The 21,973-nt window shown below is 33.8% G+C and carries 22 protein-coding genes and 1 tRNA gene; 18 read left to right on the top strand and 5 right to left on the bottom strand.

Annotation, left to right across the window (positions count from 1 at the left end):
• Positions 1–111: 111 nt before the first annotated feature.
• Positions 112–540 (bottom strand): GNAT family N-acetyltransferase, encoded by a 429-nt coding sequence (locus tag BKP45_RS15825; RefSeq protein ID WP_071390668.1) that lies wholly within the window; start codon positions 538–540, stop codon positions 112–114.
• A 215-nt stretch (positions 541–755) separates the two neighbouring features.
• On the opposite strand from BKP45_RS15825, the gene BKP45_RS15820 reads away from it, so the two are divergent.
• The 4 genes from BKP45_RS15820 to BKP45_RS15805 all read left to right on the top strand — a co-directional run bounded on the left by BKP45_RS15820 (position 756) and on the right by BKP45_RS15805 (position 2,810).
• Positions 756–1,313, top strand: coding sequence for a phosphatidylglycerophosphatase A family protein (locus BKP45_RS15820; RefSeq protein WP_071390667.1), 558 nt, complete (start codon positions 756–758; stop codon positions 1,311–1,313).
• Between the two features lie 959 nt (positions 1,314–2,272).
• Positions 2,273–2,440 carry a hypothetical protein gene (locus BKP45_RS22675; RefSeq protein ID WP_169824142.1) on the top strand — a complete coding sequence of 56 codons (168 nt, stop codon included), beginning with the start codon at positions 2,273–2,275 and terminating at the stop codon, positions 2,438–2,440.
• The gene (locus BKP45_RS15810; protein WP_245747544.1) at positions 2,437–2,613 is read left to right on the top strand and encodes a hypothetical protein; all 177 of its coding nucleotides are present in this window, start codon (positions 2,437–2,439) and stop codon (positions 2,611–2,613) included. The genes BKP45_RS22675 and BKP45_RS15810 overlap by 4 nt, the downstream gene beginning before the upstream one ends.
• Positions 2,614–2,735: 122 nt before the next feature.
• Positions 2,736–2,810 (top strand) — tRNA-Val (locus tag BKP45_RS15805).
• Between the two features lie 375 nt (positions 2,811–3,185).
• Here the strand turns inward: BKP45_RS15805 and BKP45_RS15800 are convergent.
• A complete protein-coding gene (locus BKP45_RS15800) occupies positions 3,186–3,464 on the bottom strand; it encodes an Arm DNA-binding domain-containing protein (RefSeq protein WP_071390664.1) in 279 nt (92 codons plus the stop codon).
• A gap of 327 nt (positions 3,465–3,791) precedes the next feature.
• On the opposite strand from BKP45_RS15800, the gene BKP45_RS23090 reads away from it, so the two are divergent.
• The gene (locus tag BKP45_RS23090) at positions 3,792–3,917 is read left to right on the top strand and encodes a DnaB helicase C-terminal domain-containing protein (protein ID WP_245747542.1); all 126 of its coding nucleotides are present in this window, start codon (positions 3,792–3,794) and stop codon (positions 3,915–3,917) included.
• Positions 3,918–4,001: 84 nt separating this feature from the next.
• A complete protein-coding gene (locus BKP45_RS15795) occupies positions 4,002–4,550 on the top strand; it encodes a CBO0543 family protein (protein ID WP_071390663.1) in 549 nt (182 codons plus the stop codon).
• 359 nt (positions 4,551–4,909) lie between these two features.
• Here the strand turns inward: BKP45_RS15795 and BKP45_RS15790 are convergent, their stop codons facing one another.
• Complete coding sequence (locus BKP45_RS15790) at positions 4,910–5,452, bottom strand: hypothetical protein (protein ID WP_071390662.1); 543 nt, start codon at positions 5,450–5,452, stop codon at positions 4,910–4,912.
• 1,572 nt (positions 5,453–7,024) lie between these two features.
• On the opposite strand from BKP45_RS15790, the gene BKP45_RS15780 reads away from it, so the two are divergent.
• The 5 genes from BKP45_RS15780 to BKP45_RS15760 all read left to right on the top strand — a co-directional run bounded on the left by BKP45_RS15780 (position 7,025) and on the right by BKP45_RS15760 (position 12,054).
• Positions 7,025–8,056, top strand: a complete 1,032-nt coding sequence (locus BKP45_RS15780) for an agmatine deiminase family protein (protein WP_071390660.1) — start codon at positions 7,025–7,027, stop codon at positions 8,054–8,056.
• A 13-nt stretch (positions 8,057–8,069) separates the two neighbouring features.
• Positions 8,070–8,948, top strand: a complete 879-nt coding sequence (gene aguB, locus BKP45_RS15775; RefSeq protein WP_071390659.1) for an N-carbamoylputrescine amidase — start codon at positions 8,070–8,072, stop codon at positions 8,946–8,948.
• Between the two features lie 367 nt (positions 8,949–9,315).
• Complete coding sequence (locus BKP45_RS15770; RefSeq protein WP_071390658.1) at positions 9,316–10,302, top strand: ABC transporter substrate-binding protein; 987 nt, start codon at positions 9,316–9,318, stop codon at positions 10,300–10,302.
• 9 nt (positions 10,303–10,311) lie between these two features.
• Positions 10,312–10,998, top strand: a complete 687-nt coding sequence (locus BKP45_RS15765; protein ID WP_071390682.1) for a GTP-binding protein — start codon at positions 10,312–10,314, stop codon at positions 10,996–10,998.
• A 36-nt stretch (positions 10,999–11,034) separates the two neighbouring features.
• Positions 11,035–12,054: an ATP-binding cassette domain-containing protein gene (locus BKP45_RS15760; RefSeq protein WP_071390657.1), complete on the top strand. Its 1,020-nt coding sequence runs from the start codon at positions 11,035–11,037 to the stop codon at positions 12,052–12,054.
• Between the two features lie 65 nt (positions 12,055–12,119).
• Here the strand turns inward: BKP45_RS15760 and BKP45_RS15755 are convergent, their stop codons facing one another.
• Together BKP45_RS15755 and BKP45_RS15750 are read right to left on the bottom strand one after the other, a co-directional pair.
• Positions 12,120–12,575, bottom strand: coding sequence for a flavodoxin (locus tag BKP45_RS15755; protein ID WP_071390656.1), 456 nt, complete (start codon positions 12,573–12,575; stop codon positions 12,120–12,122).
• An 18-nt stretch (positions 12,576–12,593) separates the two neighbouring features.
• Positions 12,594–13,502 (bottom strand): WD40/YVTN/BNR-like repeat-containing protein, encoded by a 909-nt coding sequence (locus BKP45_RS15750; RefSeq protein WP_071390655.1) that lies wholly within the window; start codon positions 13,500–13,502, stop codon positions 12,594–12,596.
• Positions 13,503–13,849: 347 nt separating this feature from the next.
• Here BKP45_RS15750 and BKP45_RS15745 point away from each other — a divergent pair, with 347 nt between their 5' ends.
• The 7 genes from BKP45_RS15745 (at position 13,850) to BKP45_RS15710 (ending at position 21,450) form a co-directional block, all read left to right on the top strand.
• Positions 13,850–14,767 (top strand): CobW family GTP-binding protein, encoded by a 918-nt coding sequence (locus tag BKP45_RS15745; protein WP_071390654.1) that lies wholly within the window; start codon positions 13,850–13,852, stop codon positions 14,765–14,767.
• 648 nt (positions 14,768–15,415) lie between these two features.
• Positions 15,416–15,571 (top strand): DUF1540 domain-containing protein, encoded by a 156-nt coding sequence (locus BKP45_RS15735; RefSeq protein ID WP_071390652.1) that lies wholly within the window; start codon positions 15,416–15,418, stop codon positions 15,569–15,571.
• Positions 15,572–15,715: 144 nt separating this feature from the next.
• Positions 15,716–16,108 carry a hypothetical protein gene (locus tag BKP45_RS15730; protein WP_071390651.1) on the top strand — a complete coding sequence of 131 codons (393 nt, stop codon included), beginning with the start codon at positions 15,716–15,718 and terminating at the stop codon, positions 16,106–16,108.
• 870 nt (positions 16,109–16,978) lie between these two features.
• The gene (locus BKP45_RS15725; RefSeq protein ID WP_071390650.1) at positions 16,979–18,064 is read left to right on the top strand and encodes an amino acid ABC transporter substrate-binding protein; all 1,086 of its coding nucleotides are present in this window, start codon (positions 16,979–16,981) and stop codon (positions 18,062–18,064) included.
• Between the two features lie 141 nt (positions 18,065–18,205).
• The gene (locus tag BKP45_RS15720; RefSeq protein ID WP_071390649.1) at positions 18,206–19,381 is read left to right on the top strand and encodes an amino acid ABC transporter permease; all 1,176 of its coding nucleotides are present in this window, start codon (positions 18,206–18,208) and stop codon (positions 19,379–19,381) included.
• Between the two features lie 7 nt (positions 19,382–19,388).
• The gene (locus BKP45_RS15715; protein ID WP_084788033.1) at positions 19,389–20,609 is read left to right on the top strand and encodes an amino acid ABC transporter permease; all 1,221 of its coding nucleotides are present in this window, start codon (positions 19,389–19,391) and stop codon (positions 20,607–20,609) included.
• 115 nt (positions 20,610–20,724) lie between these two features.
• Positions 20,725–21,450, top strand: a complete 726-nt coding sequence (locus tag BKP45_RS15710) for an amino acid ABC transporter ATP-binding protein (RefSeq protein ID WP_245747546.1) — start codon at positions 20,725–20,727, stop codon at positions 21,448–21,450.
• The last annotated feature ends 523 nt before the right edge of the window (positions 21,451–21,973 follow it).

The raw sequence follows: 21,973 nt of genomic DNA, 5'->3' as shown, positions 1-21,973 counted from the left end.
GATTAATTATCCTTATTATTACGGACTTTCAAGAAAATCATGCATGAATTGAGTAGATATTGGAATGATATGATTTACTTAGTGAAATGTAAGCATGAAAAAAGCGAAAAGCTAACTCTTTTCACTTTTTTTCATTGTAACGTGAGGTATTCCAGCATCAAGAAACTCACCAGAAGTAACTTCATAACCAAGTTTTTTATAAAATCCTGTTGCTTGAATTTGCGCATTCAATTTAAAATCCGTAAACCCTAGTTCCTTCCCTTCTATTTCAATTGCTTCCATAAGCAGCTTTCCGACTCCTTTATCACGGTAGTCCGCTTCAATACAAATTCTTTCTATTTTTCCGAATCCGTCTAACTGTCGGAGACGTCCTGCACCTATAGGCTTTTCTAGGTCATAAACAACAAAATGAGTAGCAGTCTCTTCAAATTGATCAATTTCTTCTTCAGCGGGTACCTTTTGTTCATCTACGAAAACTTTCATTCGGACTTCATAAGCATCTTTTAATTGCTCTTCATTTTTTACGATTGTTACATTCATTATTTATTCTTCCTTTCCTAACTCTGATAAATGAAAACAATAATAATTATTCGTTAACTATATAATAATAGTACGTGAGAAAATGATGATACTACTATATCACGTTCTGTTTTGAAAAACGAAACTTTTAGTTTGTTTGTACATAAAATGTAGTAGGAATAAAAGTATGTTAAAATAAGGACTAGGTTTACAGAAACAGATAGAGGAGAGGTAGTATGAGTAAGAAAGAATCTGTACATTCTGATATCGTTGAAAAAGCAGCTAGAGATCTGTTAAAAGGACGAGGTGTAAAAATTCAAGATATTGCAAAAATCGTTTATGAAATGCAAGTAAAGTATACACCAGTATTAACGTTAGCAGAATGTATAGAAAGTGTTGATAGAGTACTAGAAAAACGAGAAATACAACATGCTATTTTAGTGGGGATTGAATTAGATAAATTAGCAGAGCAAGGAAAATTGTCTGAGCCATTACAATCGATCGTCTCTTCAGATGAAGGTCTTTTTGGGGTAGATGAGACCATAGCATTAGGGAGTGTATTTGGCTATGGAAGTATTGCAGTTACAACATTCGGATTTTTAGATAAAGAAAAAACAGGGATTATTAAAGAGTTAGACAAAAAAGGGACTCAAACCAATACATTTTTAGATGACTTAGTGTGTAGTATCGCAGCTAACGCATCGAGTCGTTTAGCTCATCGAATTCGAGATCGCGAAGAAAGACTTCGTGATGAAAAAATCCATATTCGGGATCAGGAAGAACGAATAGGATAAATAGCATATCATATGATGATAAAAAGGAAGTGACAAATGATAACGGTAACGGGTTCCGTTACCTATCGCAAACATTAAAAATGTATTATTAATTGACCGTCAAATTTTATGCTAATTTGACGGTCAATTTTTGTTGATATAAAAGGATTTACTAATAAATTTATACAAAATATGTATCACGAAATGCTATACCAATTGGCCATAGACACCAGCCAGTATATATTTACATTCCTAAATCCAATTTCATATACATTAATCCATACAGAAATTTACTTATAAAAAAGTTGTATAAAGCCGATGAAGGCCAAAACTAGGCTGAAACGAATGCTAAGTGTCCTTCATAAAGCCGCTGAAGGATTGCACTAACTAACGCGGCGATACATCAATCAGATATCCAAAATAGGATGTTTTCACAAGGGTTGTTGTGATTGAGTTGCCAGGACTATAGTGGACTGGAGCTGAAGGCAGCACTTGACTCCTGCGGGAAAAAGAGGAAAAGTACCTACAACAAAGTATACGAAAACAGCCAAAAAAATCTGGAATGTTCAATCGAATTAATGATTGATCTATCTTTTAAAATTAGGATACAAAAAAGCACCGCAAATGCGGTGCAATTAGTTATACGTTTTTGGCTGCACTTTCTTTTGCCATTTATGGTTTTGCGATAGCAAACGGAACCCGTTAGACAAATGAAGGTTACTTTCTTTTTTACAGTATCAGAGTTTATAAATTTCTAAATTGGAAACTGTCTAGCGCAAGCAGCCTACGAGCTCGGTCACTTCAGTCAACTGACTTCAATAAATACATGAATAACGTCTCTGGATAGCTACATGTAGCTTTGCTCCTGCGATTACTCGTCGCACAAAACACTGCTTCGAGGAAGCTTACTACGAAGCAATACTAGAAGACGCAGAAGCACGTAGGAAGCCAAAGAGCGGCTTCTGTCAAAGGCCGCCCCAGTGAAGCTACTACTTGGATTACTTCGAAGCGGCTTTGCGACGAGCAAACGGGGTGGCACAGGAGAAGCTACTCGTGACCAAGGCGCTTGCGCTTTTCTTAATTTGCAAAAGAGTAATAACTTTGGTAATAATATGCTTATATTTTTCAGATGGGGGAATATGTTATGAAAAAAACACATTGGATTTATTGGAAGCAAATATTTAGCTCGAAATTTCAAGCAAGCTGCACGAAAGCAAAGATCGAGGAAAATTGGCGTAACGGGTATGAAATTCCTCCATGGGTCGAAATTCGAAAGTTAGCTGATGAAAAATACATCGTTCGTTATACATATGATGAGTAGTTTAACATATATGAGTAAAAAAATGTTCTCCCAAAATCGTACGGTTTTGGGAGAACGTTATTGACAACCAGGTAGAAAAAAGTATAAAATAATAGTATATTAAAAAAATGCCAATCTAATTTGACTCGTTAGCTCAGTGGGAGAGCACTTGCTTGACAGGCAAGGGGTCGTTGGTTCAAGTCCAATACGAGTCACCATACATAAATGCTCAAACCCTTATTCTGTAAGGGTTTTTCTGTTGTAACAGAATATTTAATTTGCAGTAATACAGATAAATTGGTGGCAAATTTAGAATTCTTATTTGATTTATGTGGAGTTTGACTTTTTAGATAAACTTCAGAAAGAGCGTAATAGAGGAGATGGTAAGCCTGGAACCTTATCATCTTCAACGATAGAAAAACACCATCGCATTTTCATATATTTTCACGAGCAGTTGAATAGAAGGTTATAAACCTAAAGTTGTTTCAAAGAAAGGACAAGTATACACAGAATAGCAAGTTCGGACCCTATTCGATCATTTACGTGCCAAAGAAAATGACCAAACTTAGGTAGTATTCGATTTTTTATAAAAATTAGGTACATCTCATAGGAGTAGCTCCTAAATGTTTTTTAGCATACTTTTCTTTCCACTCTTTAACAAATTGAGCAAATGTCATTTTACTTGGGGTAATATTCTTCCCAGTTTCCACTTCAACTACAAATTTTGCTAATTCTTGTTGAGCTTCGGTTTTGTTTTTACATTTTATTGTTTTAGTTTTTCTAATCCGTTTACCTTCTGCATCGTACCCTAATGGAACGACAAGTCGAAAAGATTCTTTTCCACGTTTTTCTACATGCGAAATCTCTCCCATATTAATTAAATGTATTATTTCTTTCTCAATTCGTTTCCTTCGAGATAGCCCCTTGTCGAGAAGTCTATCGATTTCGTTCTTTTAGCTACTCTACCAGTTTTATTAGGATTTTCAAATATTTGCTTTACATCAAATGTGTATTTTTCAGGTGAACCAAACGCCTCATACATGTAATCGGTAAGTTCCTAGACCAAGAATCCCCCATTCAGATGTGAATTTTAAAATTTTATCAATATTTTTCTTACCTAACCTTGATAGAGTAACATAAGGCGTGGATGATATATGTTCCTCTTTTGATTTTGGGATATAGTCTAAAGGAGCATATTCATGAGGAAAGTAAAATTTACTGCTTTACTGATTGGTGAAATAAATTCAACTCCATCCATTTCACAGTTACGAGAACGTGGATCGATTGAGCAAACGTCAGATATTATCATCCTTTCTTCATCTTGAAAGAGGTAAATGTATTTTTTGATCTAACATGTTGATAATAGTATAAATGGAATAGGACTTTATAAGGGAAGCGTGTCTATAGAAATGAATAAATCTCTACAAGAGCAAGTCGAAAATATTTACAACCTAGTTGCTGAAGCAAATGAAAAAATGTTTTATGTGTGGAAAGAAAATATTCTTTTCACATGGCAATGGTGGCTAAGTGTAGCTCTAACTATTTTGCCGTGGATTTTCTGGATTAAGTTTAGAAAAAAAGATAGTACAATAAGATTATTAAGTGCAGGACTATTTGTGATTTTAATTAGTTCTTGGTTAGATTTTTTCGGTATTTCTTTAGGTCTTTGGTATTACATATATGATGTCATCTACATAATACCAAATTACTTTCCTTGGGATTTTACTCTACTTCCGGTAACAATTATGTTTTTAATACAATTCAAGCCAAACAGTAACAGATATATTAAAGCGATTTTTTTTTCACTATTAGCCTCTTTTGTTGCAGAACCTTTTTTCATATGGATCGGAATGTATCAACCTAAAAAATGGGAACACATTTATTCATTTCCTATATATATTGTTATTTTTCTAATTGCCGATTATATAAGCAAAAGAAGTAGTTGGGAAAAAATTTGAATAAGGAACACTCTTTGGAATTAAAGCCGTTTTAGTATTCTGAAGATATGGGTATCGGGTTAATAATTTAATTTTTGGAAATACAGATTTATAAAAAATCGTTATAAGCACCTATATGTATAGGTGTTTTTGTTTTTTAATGATCTCTATAGCAAAATAGAAAGGGTACATAAATGTGACAAGTGATTTAACAGATTTTCCCTATGAAATAACAGTGAACTCGTTTCAGCAAGCTGAAACATCTAAAAATCAGGTGGAGAGTCTACTCCACCTGATTGGAAAACCCCAACTCCGCTACGCTTAGAGGTGGGGGGCTATGATCATTTAGTACAAATCAGTTTGATTAATTATTAATAAATTTAAATGGAAAATCTTAGTTGTGGGAATGTAGCTGCAATAAAAGGTTTAATTTGTGCTCTTACTCGTCCACCAAACCTGTACTCATATCTCATCCATAAACTTTTACCAACCATCCACCCAACAACTTTATGGACCCCAGAAGGCCCAAATGTTGTCATATAAGGTGGAATATTAACTTTGAATTCAAAATCAGATTGACCTCGTTTTAAAGTATATTCTTGTGTCTTAAATCCAACAACATCAACTCTAACATTGATTAGACACTCATATGCTCTAATCTTAACTTTTACAAAATCAGCTAGAGTCCAATCCTCACCATCTATATAGGGGCCTTTATTATCTCCAATGCATGTTGCGTCCTCTTGAATTAAATCATCAGGTCGACTTTGTATTTCTCCTAAATATTTTGATTCAACTGCATAAACTAAATCATATGGATGGACATATCTAAGATGTTGTAGTGGATAATAGCTATTGACATAATTATAAGGCTGTTGTTGGAAATAATGTGGGTTAGAAAAACTCGAAGAATAATAATTCACTACATTCCTTCCTTTCAAGATTTTTACCCAAATGGGAATAGTATAAGAAATAAATTATAGAGAAAAGAGTTCATATAGAGAAATTTCTAGATTTTTATTTAATTATTAAAAAGGGCTATTATCATGCTGGTGTCCTGTGCAACATATATTTTGTGGGCCAAATTATTTGATACTATGTCAAGAAAATGGACACTTTAAATAGTGATTTTCATTAACTAGCACGCTTTGCTTGCTTACGAGTTTTATTGTTTTCATGGAAGAGTAGTTCCCTTTTAATCACACCATGGAACGACTCATGCATGCTTTTTTAAGGGTGAATAATGTGAATATTTATTATATGCAGCCTGGAGAAACGGTTATAGAATTATTTTTAGTAGTTAATATCCCTTGCAAAGGAAAATATGAATTTAAAGTATAGAAAAACAACTTAAATAGTAATGAATTAGGTAATATAGTGATCAAGAAGGGAGCGTTCATATTAAATCGCTCCCTTTCATTTTTTTATTTTTTTAGCCTCTCTAATTTTTTTTACATATTCTGTAAAAAGGGTGGTAAGATAACCTTATCAATTATTACTAAGGAGAAGCTATGAAACAGAAGCAGCTTATGATTATTCTATTGGTACTATTTATAAACATCAAAAAAAGATCGTGGAGACAGCTTCCTAAATACTACAAAAGTTTGGCTTACGTTAGCTTTTTTAATTGTTTTTATTATTATATTTGTAAAAGGTACCTACTTTGGGAGTTTACAGCTCACGGTTTTCAATGGCGAATTTTAAGAGCAGTACATATATTCATCGTCGCTCCTTTAATAACACTTGGTTGTTTATCTAACTTTCCTAGTTCTATCAATAAACAAATTATCCACATCTTTAAGTGGACAATAGGATCTACATTAGTTGAATATATTGCAGTGAAAAATAAAATATTAATATTTAAACATGGCTGGAATATACTTTGGTCAAGTTTAATTTATTTACAAATGTATACGTTTAGTTACTATCATACAAAGAACCCTTTGCAGACTTGGATTTGTTCTATATTCTTTGTCGTGTCTTTTATCATTAAATTTAACGTCCCACTTAAGAAAAGACTTCTTAAAGGTCCTTTCTGTTTATTTTTTCATAAAGATAAGCCTTTTTTTTCAATGGAATCTTGATGGTGAATAGGAGATAGCGTAATCTTTTTTCAGATATGCTTTACATAAATGTCCAAACCCTTACTTAGTAAGGGTTTTCCTCTGTAATAAAAATCTTTATCGAATTTTTTTATCCCACTTTTAAGTGCCAGTCAGACTCCACTTCAAAACGTATGAAAATTGAAAAGTTAGGTGGCCGTGGCCGATAAGTTAAATTAATATTCAGAGGGGAGAGAGGAAAACCCCACTGATTGAAGTTCAGCTTTATTAACTGAAACTTACTTAATGGTAGTTATATAGAAAAATTGGTACGAAAATACGTTTTTAGTAGAGAAATAGAACTATCATTTTTCGACAAAAACTATTATTATATTGTAGTAGCTAAACATGCAAGAAAGCATGGGAAATATTAAGAAAAAGAGGGTATTGGGTATGTTACCAAAACAATTAGGTTATAAAATGCCACCTGAGTGGGAAAAGCATGAACGAACATTGATTTCTTGGCCAGTTCAAGCTTCAATGTGTTTTCCTGAAGATTATGAAACAGTAAGCGAAGGATATGCAGAAATTATTAAGGCGATGGCTGAATTTGAGCCTGTGACTGTACTAGTTAATGATGATCAATACGATTTTGTTACAAAGAAAGTTATTGGAGATCATATTCAATTAATAAAAGTTGAGCATAGCGATGCTTGGTTACGTGATAATGGTCCAACATTTATTATAGATAAACAGGGTAACCGCGCAGCTGTTAATTGGCAGTTTAATGCGTGGGGGGAAAAATATACTCCATATGATTTAGATAATGAAGTTGCACCTAAAATCCTTGAACACTTTGGAATTAAACGCTTTGATGCACCGGTTGTCATGGAAGGTGGATCTATTCATGTTGATGGAGAAGGGACATTAATTACAACGGAAGAATGTTTGCTTAATATAAATCGAAACTCTAAATTGAAGCGGGAACAAATTGAAGAAATCTTATGTGATTTTTTAAATGTTGAGAAGATTATTTGGCTTAAGCGTGGTTTAAGTGGAGATGAAACAGACGGGCATGTTGATAATATTGCGTGTTTTGCAGCCCCTGGAAAAGTTATTCTACAAGTATGTTCAGATCCAGAGGATGAGAATTATGAGATCACAATTGAAAATCTCGAAATCTTAAAAAATGCAACTGATGCAAAAGGACGTCCTTTTGAGATTATTCAAATCCAACAACCACCGAAACGAGTTTTCGCTGAACAACGTTTAACACTTAGTTATTTAAATTTTTATTTTGTTAATGGAGGCATTATCTTACCTATCTTTGGTGATGATGCTAAAGAAACAGATCGAATGGCAGAAGAAGTACTGGCAAATACGTTTCCAGATCGTCGAATTCGTACGGTAAATGGTATGGCAATCATTAAAGAAGGTGGAAATGTCCACTGTACTACACAGCAAATGATAGCAGAAGAAAAATGAGGTGAATATAGTGATGAGAAAAGTAAAGGTTGCAGCAACGCAAATGAGCTGTTCGACTAATATTGAAGAAAACATTCAAAAGGCTGAAAAATTAGTAAGAGAAGCAGCTTCACAAGGTGCACAAATCATTTTATTACAAGAATTATTTGAAACTCCGTACTTCTGTCAAAAAGAAAAGGCAGATTACTATGAATATGCAACTGAATTAGAAGAAAATAAGGCAATTAACCATTTTAAAAAGATTGCTAGAGAACTTCAAGTTGTTTTACCAATTAGTTTTTATGAAAAGAAAAACTATGCGCGTTACAACTCTTTAGCAGTTATTGATGCTGATGGAGAAGTGCTTGGAAGATATCGCAAAAGTCATATACCGGATGGACCTGGCTATGAAGAAAAGTTTTACTTTAACCCAGGAGATACAGGTTTTAAAGTTTGGAAGACTCGTTATGCGAAAATTGGAATCGGTATTTGTTGGGATCAATGGTATCCTGAAGCAGCAAGATGTATGGCGTTGATGGGTGCTGAGCTATTATTTTACCCGACAGCGATCGGTTCTGAACCTCAGGATTCAGGCATTGATTCTAAAGACCACTGGCAAATGTGCATGCTCGGTCATGCAGCAGCCAATTTAATGCCTGTGATCGCTTCTAATCGTGTAGGTGTTGAAACAGACGAAGATTCAAGTATTACATTTTACGGTTCATCATTTATTGCTGGTCCACAAGGAAACAAAATTGTTGAGGCAGACCGCGTTGAAGAGACAGTACTTGTAGCTGAATTTGAATTAAATCAACTAGAAAATCAGCGAATTGAATGGGGAATTTTCCGCGATCGTCGCCCTGATTTATATAAAGTGATTGCCACTTATGATGGAGAATTAAAGATTGATTAATTGAGTTACCAAAGTCGAGCTTATTAATTTATATTTAGTTGCGAAAAGTTCAGAGGAACTAGATACAGTACCTTAGTGGTGAGGGAATGAATGATAAAATCATTAAATTATTAAGTTTAACAAATTTTTCTTGTATTAGACGTTACCTTACTAATTAGGTAGCGTCTTTTTGTATTACAACAGGTGGGTGATTGTAATAAGTTTACTAATCGGGATGTTTTCTCACATGACAACTTTTCGAACGTGTTAAACACTGTACTGACAAGGGGTTGATAAGGAAGGGTCTATCAGAATAGTATATTTTCAAAAAAAATCGTTATAAAAATATGATATTCTTTCTTCAAAAGAATGTTAGGGGTTGATAACGATGGAAAATATTGATTTCTTAGGTTTGTTACCATGTGCACTAAAAGTACCATTTCAAGAAGCTTTGGGAGCATATGTTAAAGAGCTTGAAAAATGTGAAGACGTGTCTACACTTCATTACTCACTAGTAGGTAATGCAAATAATGGATTATCATTTTTTACAGAGTTGAAAGAGAAAAATGACCTTAATGTTTTACCTGATATGATCATGGCTCCAGGTTTTAATTCCTTTTATTATCAAAATATTATAAATAAATGTAAAGAGAGCAAAAGTATTCAAGCGAGTGTACCAGAATCTATGAATCCACTTTGGCTTGACCTTGATTTGATTGATCCGTTTAATTTATATTCGGTCATTGGTTTTAACCCGACTGTCTTATTAGTTGATCGAACGAACGATAAAAGTTTGCCACTTCCAGAAAAATGGTCAGATTTATTAGAGCCTGAATTCGAAAAAAAGCTAGCAATTCGTGGTAGTAACCCTACAAAAGAAGAAAAGAAAATTGAGTTTTGTGAAGGGATTTTATTAAATACGTATAAAGACCACGGAGAAGAAGGAATAAATAAATTAGGAAAATCTGTGAACTGGAGTTTGCATCCTTCGCAAATGGTCAAGATGGCTGGAAAAAGAGGCGAAGGGCCTTCAATCAGCGCTATTCCGTATTCTTTTGCAAAATTGGTGAAATGTAACGAGAATATATCAATTGTCTGGCCAAAAGATGGAGCAATTGTTAATCCTATTACTCTTCTAGTGAAAGACATTCGTAATAAGCAATCAAAAATTATGAACGACTTTTTGTTTAGTGATGAAGTAGGGGAATTGTTTGTGAAGATTGGTTTTCCATCTATTCACTCAAACAAAAATCATAAATTAAATGATGACACCTCTTTCAAATGGCTTGGATGGGATTTTATCCATGAAAATGACTTGGCGAAACTTAAGCCTAAATTAAATGATATTTTCTTACAATCTTATATGAGTAAGTAGGTGAGAGAAGTGAAACTTATAACATTCTCGGGACCCCCTTCATCTGGAAAAACAGCGGTAATATTAAAGGTAGCTGCTGCCTTAAAGCAAAAACAATCTAAAGTCGGGGTTGTTAAATTTGATTGTTTAATGACCAATGACGATGACTTATACAAAAAACAGAAAATCCCTGTGAAGGTAGGACTTTCAGGGAATCTATGTCCTGATCATTATTTCATTAGTAATATAGAAGACTGTGTGAAATGGGGGCTCAAAAACACGTTTGATTTTTTAATAACTGAGAGTGCTGGGTTATGTAATCGATGTTCTCCTCACATTAAAGATATTACAGCAGTTTGTGTAATTGATAACCTAATGGGAATTCATACTCCCAAAAAGGTTGGTCCAATGTTAAAAATGGCCGACATTGTTATCGTGACAAAAGGAGATATTGTTTCTCAAGCAGAGAGAGAAGTTTTTACATTTAAAATAAGACAAGCAAATCCTAAAGCAATTATCATGCATGTTAATGGGATTACTGGCCAAGGTGCGCAAGAATTGATGACGATATTAATGAAAGGAAATAAAATAGCAACTCTTGAAGGAAGAAAACTGAGATTTGTTATGCCGGCAGCTTTGTGTTCTTATTGTCTAGGTGAAACACATATTGGTCAAGATTTTCAAATGGGAAATATTCGTAAAATTTCTTTCGAATAGTAGGAAGTGCAAAATTTATTAAAGGGTGCGATCGTTATGAGCAATTTAAAGAGTTTAAAAGATATGAAACTAGCTCAAATCGACAGTGAGTATCCATATGGGAAGGATTTTTTTGAGACAATGGGTCTACCATTTGCCAAAGAGAATTGTACATTACAACAGTACATTTCAAATATCGATACTATCCTTATGGAAGATTTAGGCGTTGAACGAGCAGATTTACTTGAGCAATTTGAACTTTTTATTGAACATATGAGACTAGTGAAGGAAGGGAATGACTTACAAGTTAAGTCAATTACAATTCTAGGGGGACAAAATAAAGAAGGTATTCCAGAAAAGCTAATACTCCAGATGAGAGCTGGAGAAATTATCTCCATCGTAGGGCCGACTGGTTCAGGGAAAAGTAGATTGTTAGCAGATATTGAATGGATGGCTCAAAAAGATACTCCTACCAAAAGACAAATTCTCATAAATGGAAAAGTTCCACCTATGGAATGGCGTTTCTCTATAGAGCATAAGCTAGTTGCACAACTATCACAAAATATGAATTTTGTCATGGATCTAACGGTTTTTGAGTTTATTAAAATGCATGCTGAAAGTAGAATGGTTGAGAATGTAGATGAAAAGGTACGGGAAATTATCGCTTATGCTAATGAATTGGCTGGCGAAACCTTTCGTAAAGATACACCGATTACGGCACTTAGTGGTGGGCAATCTCGTGCCCTAATGATTAGCGATACTGCATTTTTGAGTGGAGCACCGATTGTATTAATCGATGAAATCGAAAATGCAGGGATTGATCGAAAAAAAGCATTAGATTTGTTAGTACAAAAAGACAAAATTGTCTTAATGGCTACCCATGATCCAATTTTAGCACTGATCGGTCATAGAAGAATTGTAATAAAAAATGGTGGAATTTATAAAATCATAGAGACAAGCCAAGAAGAAAAAAATAACTTGCAACGATTAGAGACTCTAGATCGAATGATGCTTCATTATCGGGAACTAGTTCGAGCAGGTGAAACCTTAGAAGAAAAACCAAATAGCAATTTATAAAATAATTTATACTGTACTAACTAAAGAGAGTGCCCCATCAATTTGAAGGGACACTCTTTAGTTAGTTAGGTTAGGCTTAAATTGATAGCTTTTGCAAATTTGATGCCAAAATCGATAGAAAGTTGTTTCTCTTCTCCGCTAGGGAAATTCTCAACCTTTAAGCCTTCTAAAGCGATCTTTCCACCTTTTTCCTTAATTAAATCTTCTAATATATCTACTGCCCCACAATAAATAGAGTAGGAGAGATCTCCTGTTCCAAAAACTCCAAACGTTTTCCCTGTTAAATCCATTGTTTCCATGTCATCGTATAAATCTAGAAAATCATCTGGTAATGCTCCCTCACCCCAAGTATATGCTCCAAATAAGATATTGTCATAAGCTTCAAGTGTTGATAGATCAACCGAAAGAACATCTTTTTTATCGACAGTTATCCCTTCTGATTTCAGGCCTTTCTCTACTAAATTTGCCATTTCTTCTGTGTTACCTGTCATGCTCGCATAAACTAATAAAACATTGCTCATTTTCTTCTCCTCCTAAAATTAATGGTTTATAAAGTGCTGAAATTGCGAATTTGTGTAAAGCGATGTATACAATCCGGCAACGAGAAACTCACTTTGTTGATTTGAGACTCGCCAACCATGGCCATGAACAATCGCACATGGGACTACCTTTTTTTCATCAATATACACTCGTAAAACTTTTCCAACACCTTTTTCATCTTGTGAGGTAGTTGTATAAAGATAGCCATCACTTTCAGATAAGTCTAAATAACAGCCCTCTTGACAATCACTCTCACAGGTTTCCCATTCATACGTTTGGGAAAATGTTGGTGTAGCCTGACAATATTCGATTGTTCCTTTGTGGCCTTTACAAGTTCCAGTAGCTGAAACAATGTATTGTTTATGTTTTAAGATGGAAGCAATCATTCTTGTATCTTTTTTAATTCTAATTGTTTCATAGTGCTCTAAATCAACTCGCCAGATTCCACCATGTAGTCGATGGACTTTTGTTCCAACAAAAACGTACGGACCTTCTAAGAAGAGAGAACGAATGGATGGTTTACTACCAATTAGACCTTGGAAAGGGTGTAACGTTTTCCAAGTATTACCGAAGTCGAGAGAAAGGAATAAAACAGTATTCCCATGAGTGACAACAGTTCCATTTTTGTTAGAACAAATACTCCACATAGATCCAGTAGTAGGTAGTGTTGATACATCCCAAGTGTGACCATAATCAGTGCTTCGAATGAAAGTTCCATTATCACCAACACCGTAAATGATAGAGTCAATAAAGGTTAAGTCTAAAATGCGATTTTCTAATTGAATTAGTGTTTTCTCTGTACCATCCTTTCTAATTAGTAAAATCCCTTTATCGACCGCTAAAAAATAATCACCATTTAATCCTTTAGTAACTGCAGTTGCACCTGAAAAACATTGAGAGATCCGCATTTTAGGCCTCCTTATTCTTATGTAGGAAAAAAACTAATTGATAATCTCTTTCATTTACAACACCATTGTAATCGTTAATGATAATCATTGTCAATTGAATCTGCGGAGGAATTTTATAAATATTGTGAAAGATCGTTGATTTGAAATCAAATAGATTAGTTTAAATGCATTATTATAGGATAAATTATAGGTAAAATCGATGTACGGTTTTATAATAGGATAAAGCCCTTTACATCGTCTGGTGAGAGAGGTATATTTATAAAACGTAATAATTCCTATTTATACACTAGAGGATTAGTTAATGTTTTTATAAGGAAAACAAATAAATAGAAAAGATGAGGTAAACAATGGTTGATGTATTTGTTTTAAGTGGATTTTTAGGAAGTGGCAAAAGTACTCTGTTAAAGGAACTGATACAATTCGAACAAAAGCAAGGAAGAAGAGTAGGCGTCATTATGAATGAACTTGGTTCAATTAGTATTGATTCAGCCATCGTTCCAGATGAGGTACCTTTAAAAGAATTATTAAATGGTTGTGTTTGTTGTACTTTGCAAGGTGAGTTAAGTTTGCAAATAAAAAGACTACTAGAAAATTATCAGCTAGATGTTATTTATATCGAAGCTACAGGTGCAGCGCACCCTCTTGAAATTATTGATGCCTGTACGCATCCGTTGTTAGTAGCCAATATTAATGTACGTGCTGTAATAACGCTTGTGAATGCATTGCAGTGGTATGAAGGTAAAATGAATAATAAGATAAAAAAATTACTTGTTGAACAAATCAAGTTTGCAGACATAATAGTATTAAATAAAATTGATAAACTTGAAAATTCTGTAGTAGAACAATTATTAGGAAAGTTAGATCAAATAAATAGTAACGCTAGAAAAATATCAAGTACTTATGCACAAATAGATCTTAAGTTATTGTATATGACCGAAACTAATGAGCATAAAACTGAGCAGTCCGAGCCAACGCATGTTCATAACCACTTACATTTAAGAACAGTGAAAGTTGCTCTTGAAAGACCTATAGAAAGAATGAAATTAGTTGAGTGGTTAGAACATTTTCAAGGCATATTGTACCGTGCAAAAGGCTTCGTTTATATAACAGAAACACCGGGCCTTTTTTTATTTAATTATGCATACGGTGATCCGGTGTTTGAAAGATACTCTATAAAAGAAACATATACACCAACACTCGTTTTTATTGGTGAAAATCTAGATCAAGATGAAATAAAAAAGCATGTAAATCAATTATACGTTTAATTTTATCAACAGGCTAACAATCAGTGGGCGATGAAGGAAAACCCCCACTGATTGAAGTTTAGCTTTATATAATAGCCTCTCGGAATAAATCCTCATTAATCTCTAGATTTATTCCGAGAGGCTATTTATCATTATTTCCTTCTATAGTTAATATAATTAAATGATATTTTTATGAACAAAGTAACCAGAATGTGTAATAATTTTACGAATTTATTGACTTTGGTATTGATTAATAGTGAATTTTAATATGTAATAGTAAATGGATTAAGGAGGTAAGCGGTTTGATAGTAGTTTGTAAAAATCATATAAAAGATGGATTGCAATATCTTCAAGCGCCACACATTATTTCGATAAAAGATAATAATTTCAAAGGATGTTGTGTTTTTTGTGAAAACTTAGCAGAATATAAATTATTTTACTCTGTACCAGTCTCTAGAAGCCATAGAATGTATGTACAGGAAATGATTCAGAAGCAGAAAATATAGCTAGGCTTCAATTTTATATTAATTTAATTAACAAAAATGAAAACCTACATGCAGTCAAATTGTATGTAAGTTTTTTTTATACAGGAAACATTTTATTTAATGAAAGTCGTATTTAATTATAGGTATATGTCTATCCTATAAGAAGAAGTGGAGGTGAGTGAAAATGGCACAAGACGTATTATGTGAAGTAAGTAACTGTGTACACTGGGCTTCAGGGAACAAGTGTGCAGCAGAAGCCATTTATGTAGTAAGCCATAAAGGGAAAGAAGCTGAAAAGCAAGAAGAAACAGATTGTAAAACATTTGAAGCTGGAATGTAGTAATGTGTTGTGGGTAGTTCAGAGCTACCCACTTCTCTTTATGTATTATTGATAATTATTTTCAATTATATACATTGTTTGTATAATCTTTTTTTAAAATCCCTCTGAAACTAAAAGAAATATAAATAAGGAGTTGAGTTACTGTTGAAACAAAAAGATATGACGATAAATAATCCCATTTTTCATATGTTTACGGTAGCAGCACATTCAGTTATTGAAACAATTGATGAAATTATACATAAAGGAGTTACTGTAAAAGAAATAGCCGATATGATAAAAAATCATGAGTATACAAGAAAAATAAGTAAAACTTTGTTAGGAGTAACTTTTGAATTTTATAGCTTAAAAATAAATAACCTTAGTTTTCATTTGGAAGTAAGAAAGGGGATAATAGATCATGTCCTTTATTTAAATATCCATACTGCTGAACATGTGGTATTAACGTATCGATCATATGAGGAAGGATTAAAATTAGATGATCAAATAAAGAAAGAGCATTTACCGGAAATAGTAAATGATAATAAAAAGCGTAAATAATCTGTAGTGGTAAGGCTATTTCTGTGGACGAACGTTCGATTATTTCGGTAAAAAGTGTTCTTTTTTGAAGCGAAGACAGAGAAGCCCTTTTTTATCCCACTCTAAAGGGGCAGTAAGACCCCACCTCAAAGCATAAGAAATCTAGAAGTTTAAGTGGGGGATTAACTGCCCTAAAGGTCGAGGTCACGTGCATACGAGCTATAATACTTCATCGATGGTATAGACTCTAATATATCGCTGAAAGCTTATCTTGAGAGTATCCTTTTACGATTCTATTAAATTTCTGCCACATGACAAAAACCCCTTCATATCCATAAAAAGTTATAAATATACTTGAATCCCCAAAAAAATAAGTGTTTGCGTTTTTAAAGTTTGGCAAAAGGCAGGTTTTATCACATTATCAGAATTTATAAATTTCTAACTTGGAAACTGTCTAGCTTCAGCGCCCTATCGACTAGAAAGCTTCCTTCGTCTCGTCTACGATAAGTCGAGGACGAAAGTCTAACGACTTTCGACTCTCCTATATCTCACTCGACTCAGTCCAGCTTATTACGTCTAGAGCTGCGGCGCTTGCGCTTTTCTTAATTTTCCCACCTTTTAAGATTATTTCTTAAAACATACTCTTAGATAGCTCCCGAAAAACAGAACGCATAAAATCTTACATAATTTAAGAAGCGGCTTAGCTGGGAATTAAATCCTCATTGTCCCACGAGTAGGTGAATACTAACTTACTGATGGTGTAAATATAGTTTACATCTCCCGTCAAAAACAATATTAGATTATCTTCCAAAATTTAAAACAAAATTTTCGAAATAGTTTATAAATAATGTATCCTATTAAAATATAAAAAATTGATTGGGGGACAATTACATGATTTCGAAAAAAATGAAAATGCTTTTGAGTATGATTTTAGTAGCCTTAGTGGTTACTGTAGGTTGCTCTAGCGAAGATGCTGCTACACCAAGTGACTCTGATACAACTTCTGAAACTAGCGCTTCAAGTACTGGTTCTAAGTTAGATGAAGTGAAGAACAGAGGGAATTTAATCTTAGGAACAAATAACCAATTACCAGGTTTTGGTTATGTAGATACTGACGGTAGCTATGTAGGATTTGATGTAGATTTCGGTAAGGTTGTAGCAGCGGCGATTTTTGGAGATGCCGATGCGATTGAGTATAGACCGCTATCCGCACAAGAACGTTTTACAGCACTACAAACAGGTGAAGTTGATATACTTATCCGTAACACAACATGGACACTTTCTCGTGATGTAGAAGTTGGTTTAGCTTTCGGACCGACAACTTTCTATGATGGTCAAGGGATGATGGTTCCAAGAGACAGTGGTATCACGTCAATTGAAGAACTAGAAGGAACTAGAATTGGAGTAGAGCAAGGTACAACAACAGAGTTGAACTTAATGGATCAAATGAGAAAACGAGGAATTGATTTTGAAGCAGTTGTTTTTGCAGATCAAGATAGTCTTGTCGCTGCTTATGAAAGTGGAACAATCGATGCTTGGACTACAGACCAATCTGCATTAGTGGCACGATTAACTTCGATGGTCGATCCTGATGGCCATTTAATCTTATCAGAAGTTCTTTCTAAAGAACCACTTGGGCCAGCTGTTTTAGATGGTGACTCTAAATTTTTTGATGTCATGCAATGGGCTGTATTTGCAACGATGCAAGCAGAAGAATTTGGAATTACTTCTAGTAATGTTGACGACTTCTTAAATACAGAAGATCCTGATATCCAACGCTTCTTAGGAATTGGTAGTAACTATGGTGAGCAATTAGGTTTAAGTAATGACTTCGTATACAACATTATTAAACAAGTAGGTAACTTCTCAGAAATCTATGAAAGAAATTTAGGTCAAGAAAGTGCCTTTAAATTAGAGCGTGGTATCAACGCGCTTTACACAGATGGCGGTATATTATACTCACCACCATTCAGATAATATCGTAATGAAATTAATAGAGCCTGCAAACCTTTGCGCAGTAGGGGCAGGCTCTTTCTCATTACTGAGAGGCATTTTACTTTATGGATCATTGACAAAGAAAATTATTAAGTTCAAAGAGAGAGAAAGGTGAGAAAACAGATGGAAAAAGAGATAACAAGGCAGAAAATTCCTTTTTGGAGAAATATTAAGGTCTTAAATATATTTTGGCAAGTATTGTTTGTCATTTTGGTTGTAGCAGTTATTTATTTTTTTATTCAAAATGCGATTAATGGGTTAAATAGAATTGGATTAAAATTTGGTTTCTCTTTTTTAAGTTCGAGTGCTAACTTTCCAATCGGGGAGAAAATACTGGAGTACTCACCAACCAATAGCTACCAATGGGCGTTATTTGTAGGTTTTACAAATACATTAAAGGTAACGATAATTGGTATTTTTATTTCTACTATTCTTGGGATTGTTATGGGAATTGCAAGACTCTCTAACAACTGGCTTGCCCGTTCGGTATCGGGTGTGTATGTGGAGATCTTTAGAAATACACCTGTTTTAGTACAAATTTTCATATGGTACTTTGCTGTTTTCTTAACACTCCCAAGAATTCAAGATGTAACTCCGATAATGGGAATGTACTTTAGTAACCGTGGTCTCGTTTTTCCGTGGTTTTCTACTACAGCTAGTATAATTACTTGGTTAATTGTTGTTTCAATTGCACTTTTTGTCGGTAGATATGTTTGGAAGAAAATGATGAATAAACAACTTGAAACAGGTATTAATAAGTATCCAACTCTATGGTTTTTAGGATGTATTGGTATTTTTGCTCTTTTGACTTTTATTCTCACAAAAGAAGGTCCAGTTATGATTTCGAGACCAGAAATTGAAGGAGTAAGATTTATCGGTGGGTTGCGTTTTACTCCAGAGTTTGCAGCTATTTTGTTTGGTTTAGTATTTTATACGGCATCTTATATTACTGAAATTGTACGTGGAGGAATACTATCTGTTCAAAAGGGTCAAATCGAAGCAGCGAAAGCACTAGGATTAAGTGATTTTAAAATTTTACGTTTCATTACTTTCCCTCAGGCTATTCGAACAATTATCCCGCCAGTGACGAGTCAGTATTTAAACTTAGCTAAAAACTCTAGTTTAGCCGTAGCGGTTGGTTATCCTGATCTGTTTAGTGTGGGTAATACTGTACTAAATCAATCTGGGAAAGCGATAGAAGTTATATTAATCATGCTTATTGTCTACTTAAGTATTAGTTTAATTACTTCGCTAATTATGAATATATACAATAATGCAACTAGATTGGTAGAGAGGTGATTGAAGAATGAGTGTAGGACCGAATTATAGTCCAGAGTATCGAATTAATAATAATTCAGAGGTTAAACTTCCACCTCAGGTGAAAATAACGCCATTAAAATGGGTGAAGGAGAATTTATTTAATAGTTGGTTAAATGGTATTGTAACAATCATTCTTACCATAGCTATCTTTCTAATTGTGAAGTCTACATTGGAATGGGTCTTTTTTTCTGCTAATTGGTCAGTTGTTGAGGGAAATTTCAAATTACTTTTAGTTGGACAATACCCGTTAGCTGACTTATGGCGTGTTTGGTTAAGTTTATCTGTAGTAAGTTTGTTATTAGGATTATCATATGGAATAAATAAAGGGATCATCCAAATCTTTTTTACTGTTTATTTAGTTTTATTTGGGATAGCATTATTGTTACCTTTTGTCACATTACAATCGAAAATATGGGTGCTTACTAACATTTGTTTAGTAGTTGGTGGTTGGTTTTTAGCACGAAAATTTAAAGGATTAAGTAAATGGACGTGGCTAGGTTGGGTACTTTGTTTTCCAATTACAGTTTTTCTTCTTAATGGATTTGGTTTATTACCAGAGGTAAAGACGAATATTTGGGGTGGCTTTTTACTAACCTTGCTCATTTCCTTAGTAGCAATTCTCTTTTCTTTTCCTATTGGTGTACTTTTAGCGTTAGGAAGAACGAGTAAGCTTCCAGTAATTCGGTGGATGAGTATTATTTATATTGAAATTATTCGTGGGGTACCATTAATCACCGTTATTTTTATGGCTCAAATAATGTTGCCACTCTTTTTACCAGCTGGAGTAACAATTGATAATATAGTACGTACGATGGTTGCTTTTACACTTTTTAATGCCGCATATATAGCAGAAAATGTACGTGGGGGACTTCAATCTATCCCAAAAAGTCAATACGAAGCAGCTCAAGCTTTAGGGTTGAGTACGGTCAAAATGACTACTTTTGTTATCTTGCCTCAGGCATTACGAGTAACAATTCCTTCTATGGTTGGACAATCAATTTCAATTTTTAAAGATACGACGCTTGTTGCTGTAGTTGGTATTGTTGAATTACTAGGGATTGGTAGAACGATTATATCTAATCCTAAATTTTTAGGGACTCAAATGGAAGTGTTTCTCTTTGTGGCTGTAGTTTTCTGGATTTTCAGTTATACCATGTCACTGACGAGTAAACGTATAGAAGAAGTTGTTCGTGTGGAACACCGCTAAAAGCATTTGTACAGATGAACTATAGAGAGAAATAAAATTTGGAGGGATTTTAATGGAAAATACGAATATATTTAGTGACTTCAACCCTGATATTCCGTTAGCTGAGAGGGAAAATATTATTTCATGCCGTAATTTAAATAAATGGTATTCAAACGAATTACATGTATTAAAAGATGTAAATGTAGATATAAAGAAGGGTGAAATTGTTGTAGTGTTAGGACCATCTGGTTCAGGGAAATCAACATTTATTCGGACGATCAATGGTTTGGAGGAAATTCAAAAAGGAAAGATTGTTGTAGACGGTATCGAATTATCAAATGACAAAGCAAACATTGAAAATATTCGTAAAGAAACAGGGATGGTATTCCAATCATTTAACCTGTTTCCTCATTTAACAATATTAAAAAATATTACGTTATCACCTATTTGGGTAAGAAAATGGCCAAAGAAAAAAGCAGAAGAAATTGGTATGCAGCTATTAGAACGAGTTGGAATTCCTGAACAAGCTCATAAATATCCTGGCCAATTATCTGGTGGACAACAACAACGGGTGGCTATTGCTAGAGCGCTAGCAATGCAACCAAAGATCATGCTTTTTGACGAACCTACTTCTGCATTAGACCCTGAAATGGTAAAAGAAGTTTTAGATGTTATGAAAGAGCTATGTTGTACTGGAATGACAATGATCGTTGTTACACATGAGATGAATTTTGCACGTGAGGTGGCAGACCGGATTATCCTGTTTGATCAAGGTGAAATTGTTGAAATGGGTACTCCAGAAGAGCTGTTTGATAATCCTAAACACGAACGTACGAAGCTATTCTTGTCGAAAATTTTATAAAAAGGTTGGACTTCCAATCAGCTTTACTAACAATTTAACTTTTCGAATGCTTTAGGGCAGTTAATCCTTCACCTTTTCTTAGGTGCAGTTTTACTGCCCTTTAAGTTTGGAAATTGTAAGCTATTCAAAAGGAAAGAATTCTGAACTATTCCGGGCAAGAAAATAACGCAAAGGAGTTCATTTATTCCTTCATAATAAATTCATTTTCAAATATTTGTTTTTCATTATTTTCAAAAAGAAGGTTAAAATTATCTTGGTTGCTATCTTCTTTAAATTAGGTATGTATAGATAAAGAACGCATTATATTCTTTTTTTATGATAAATGTTTTTTATTTAATGAATTTTATAATTGTTTATTTTCGCTGCTCTGATACTAAATGTTGTTGGACGAAAAGCATTTTCAACAATATTTAGGCTTATGTAGCTCTATTTTGGTAATTATGAAATTCACTGTATTAGTATTTTTAAAGATCCAATACTTGACTAAAACAACTGTTATTTAAAATCCGCATACACCCATATA

The organism is Anaerobacillus alkalidiazotrophicus, from assembly GCF_001866055.1.
The sequence above is the reverse complement of the archived record's forward strand: the minus strand, read 5'-3'. Positions and strand labels throughout refer to the sequence as shown.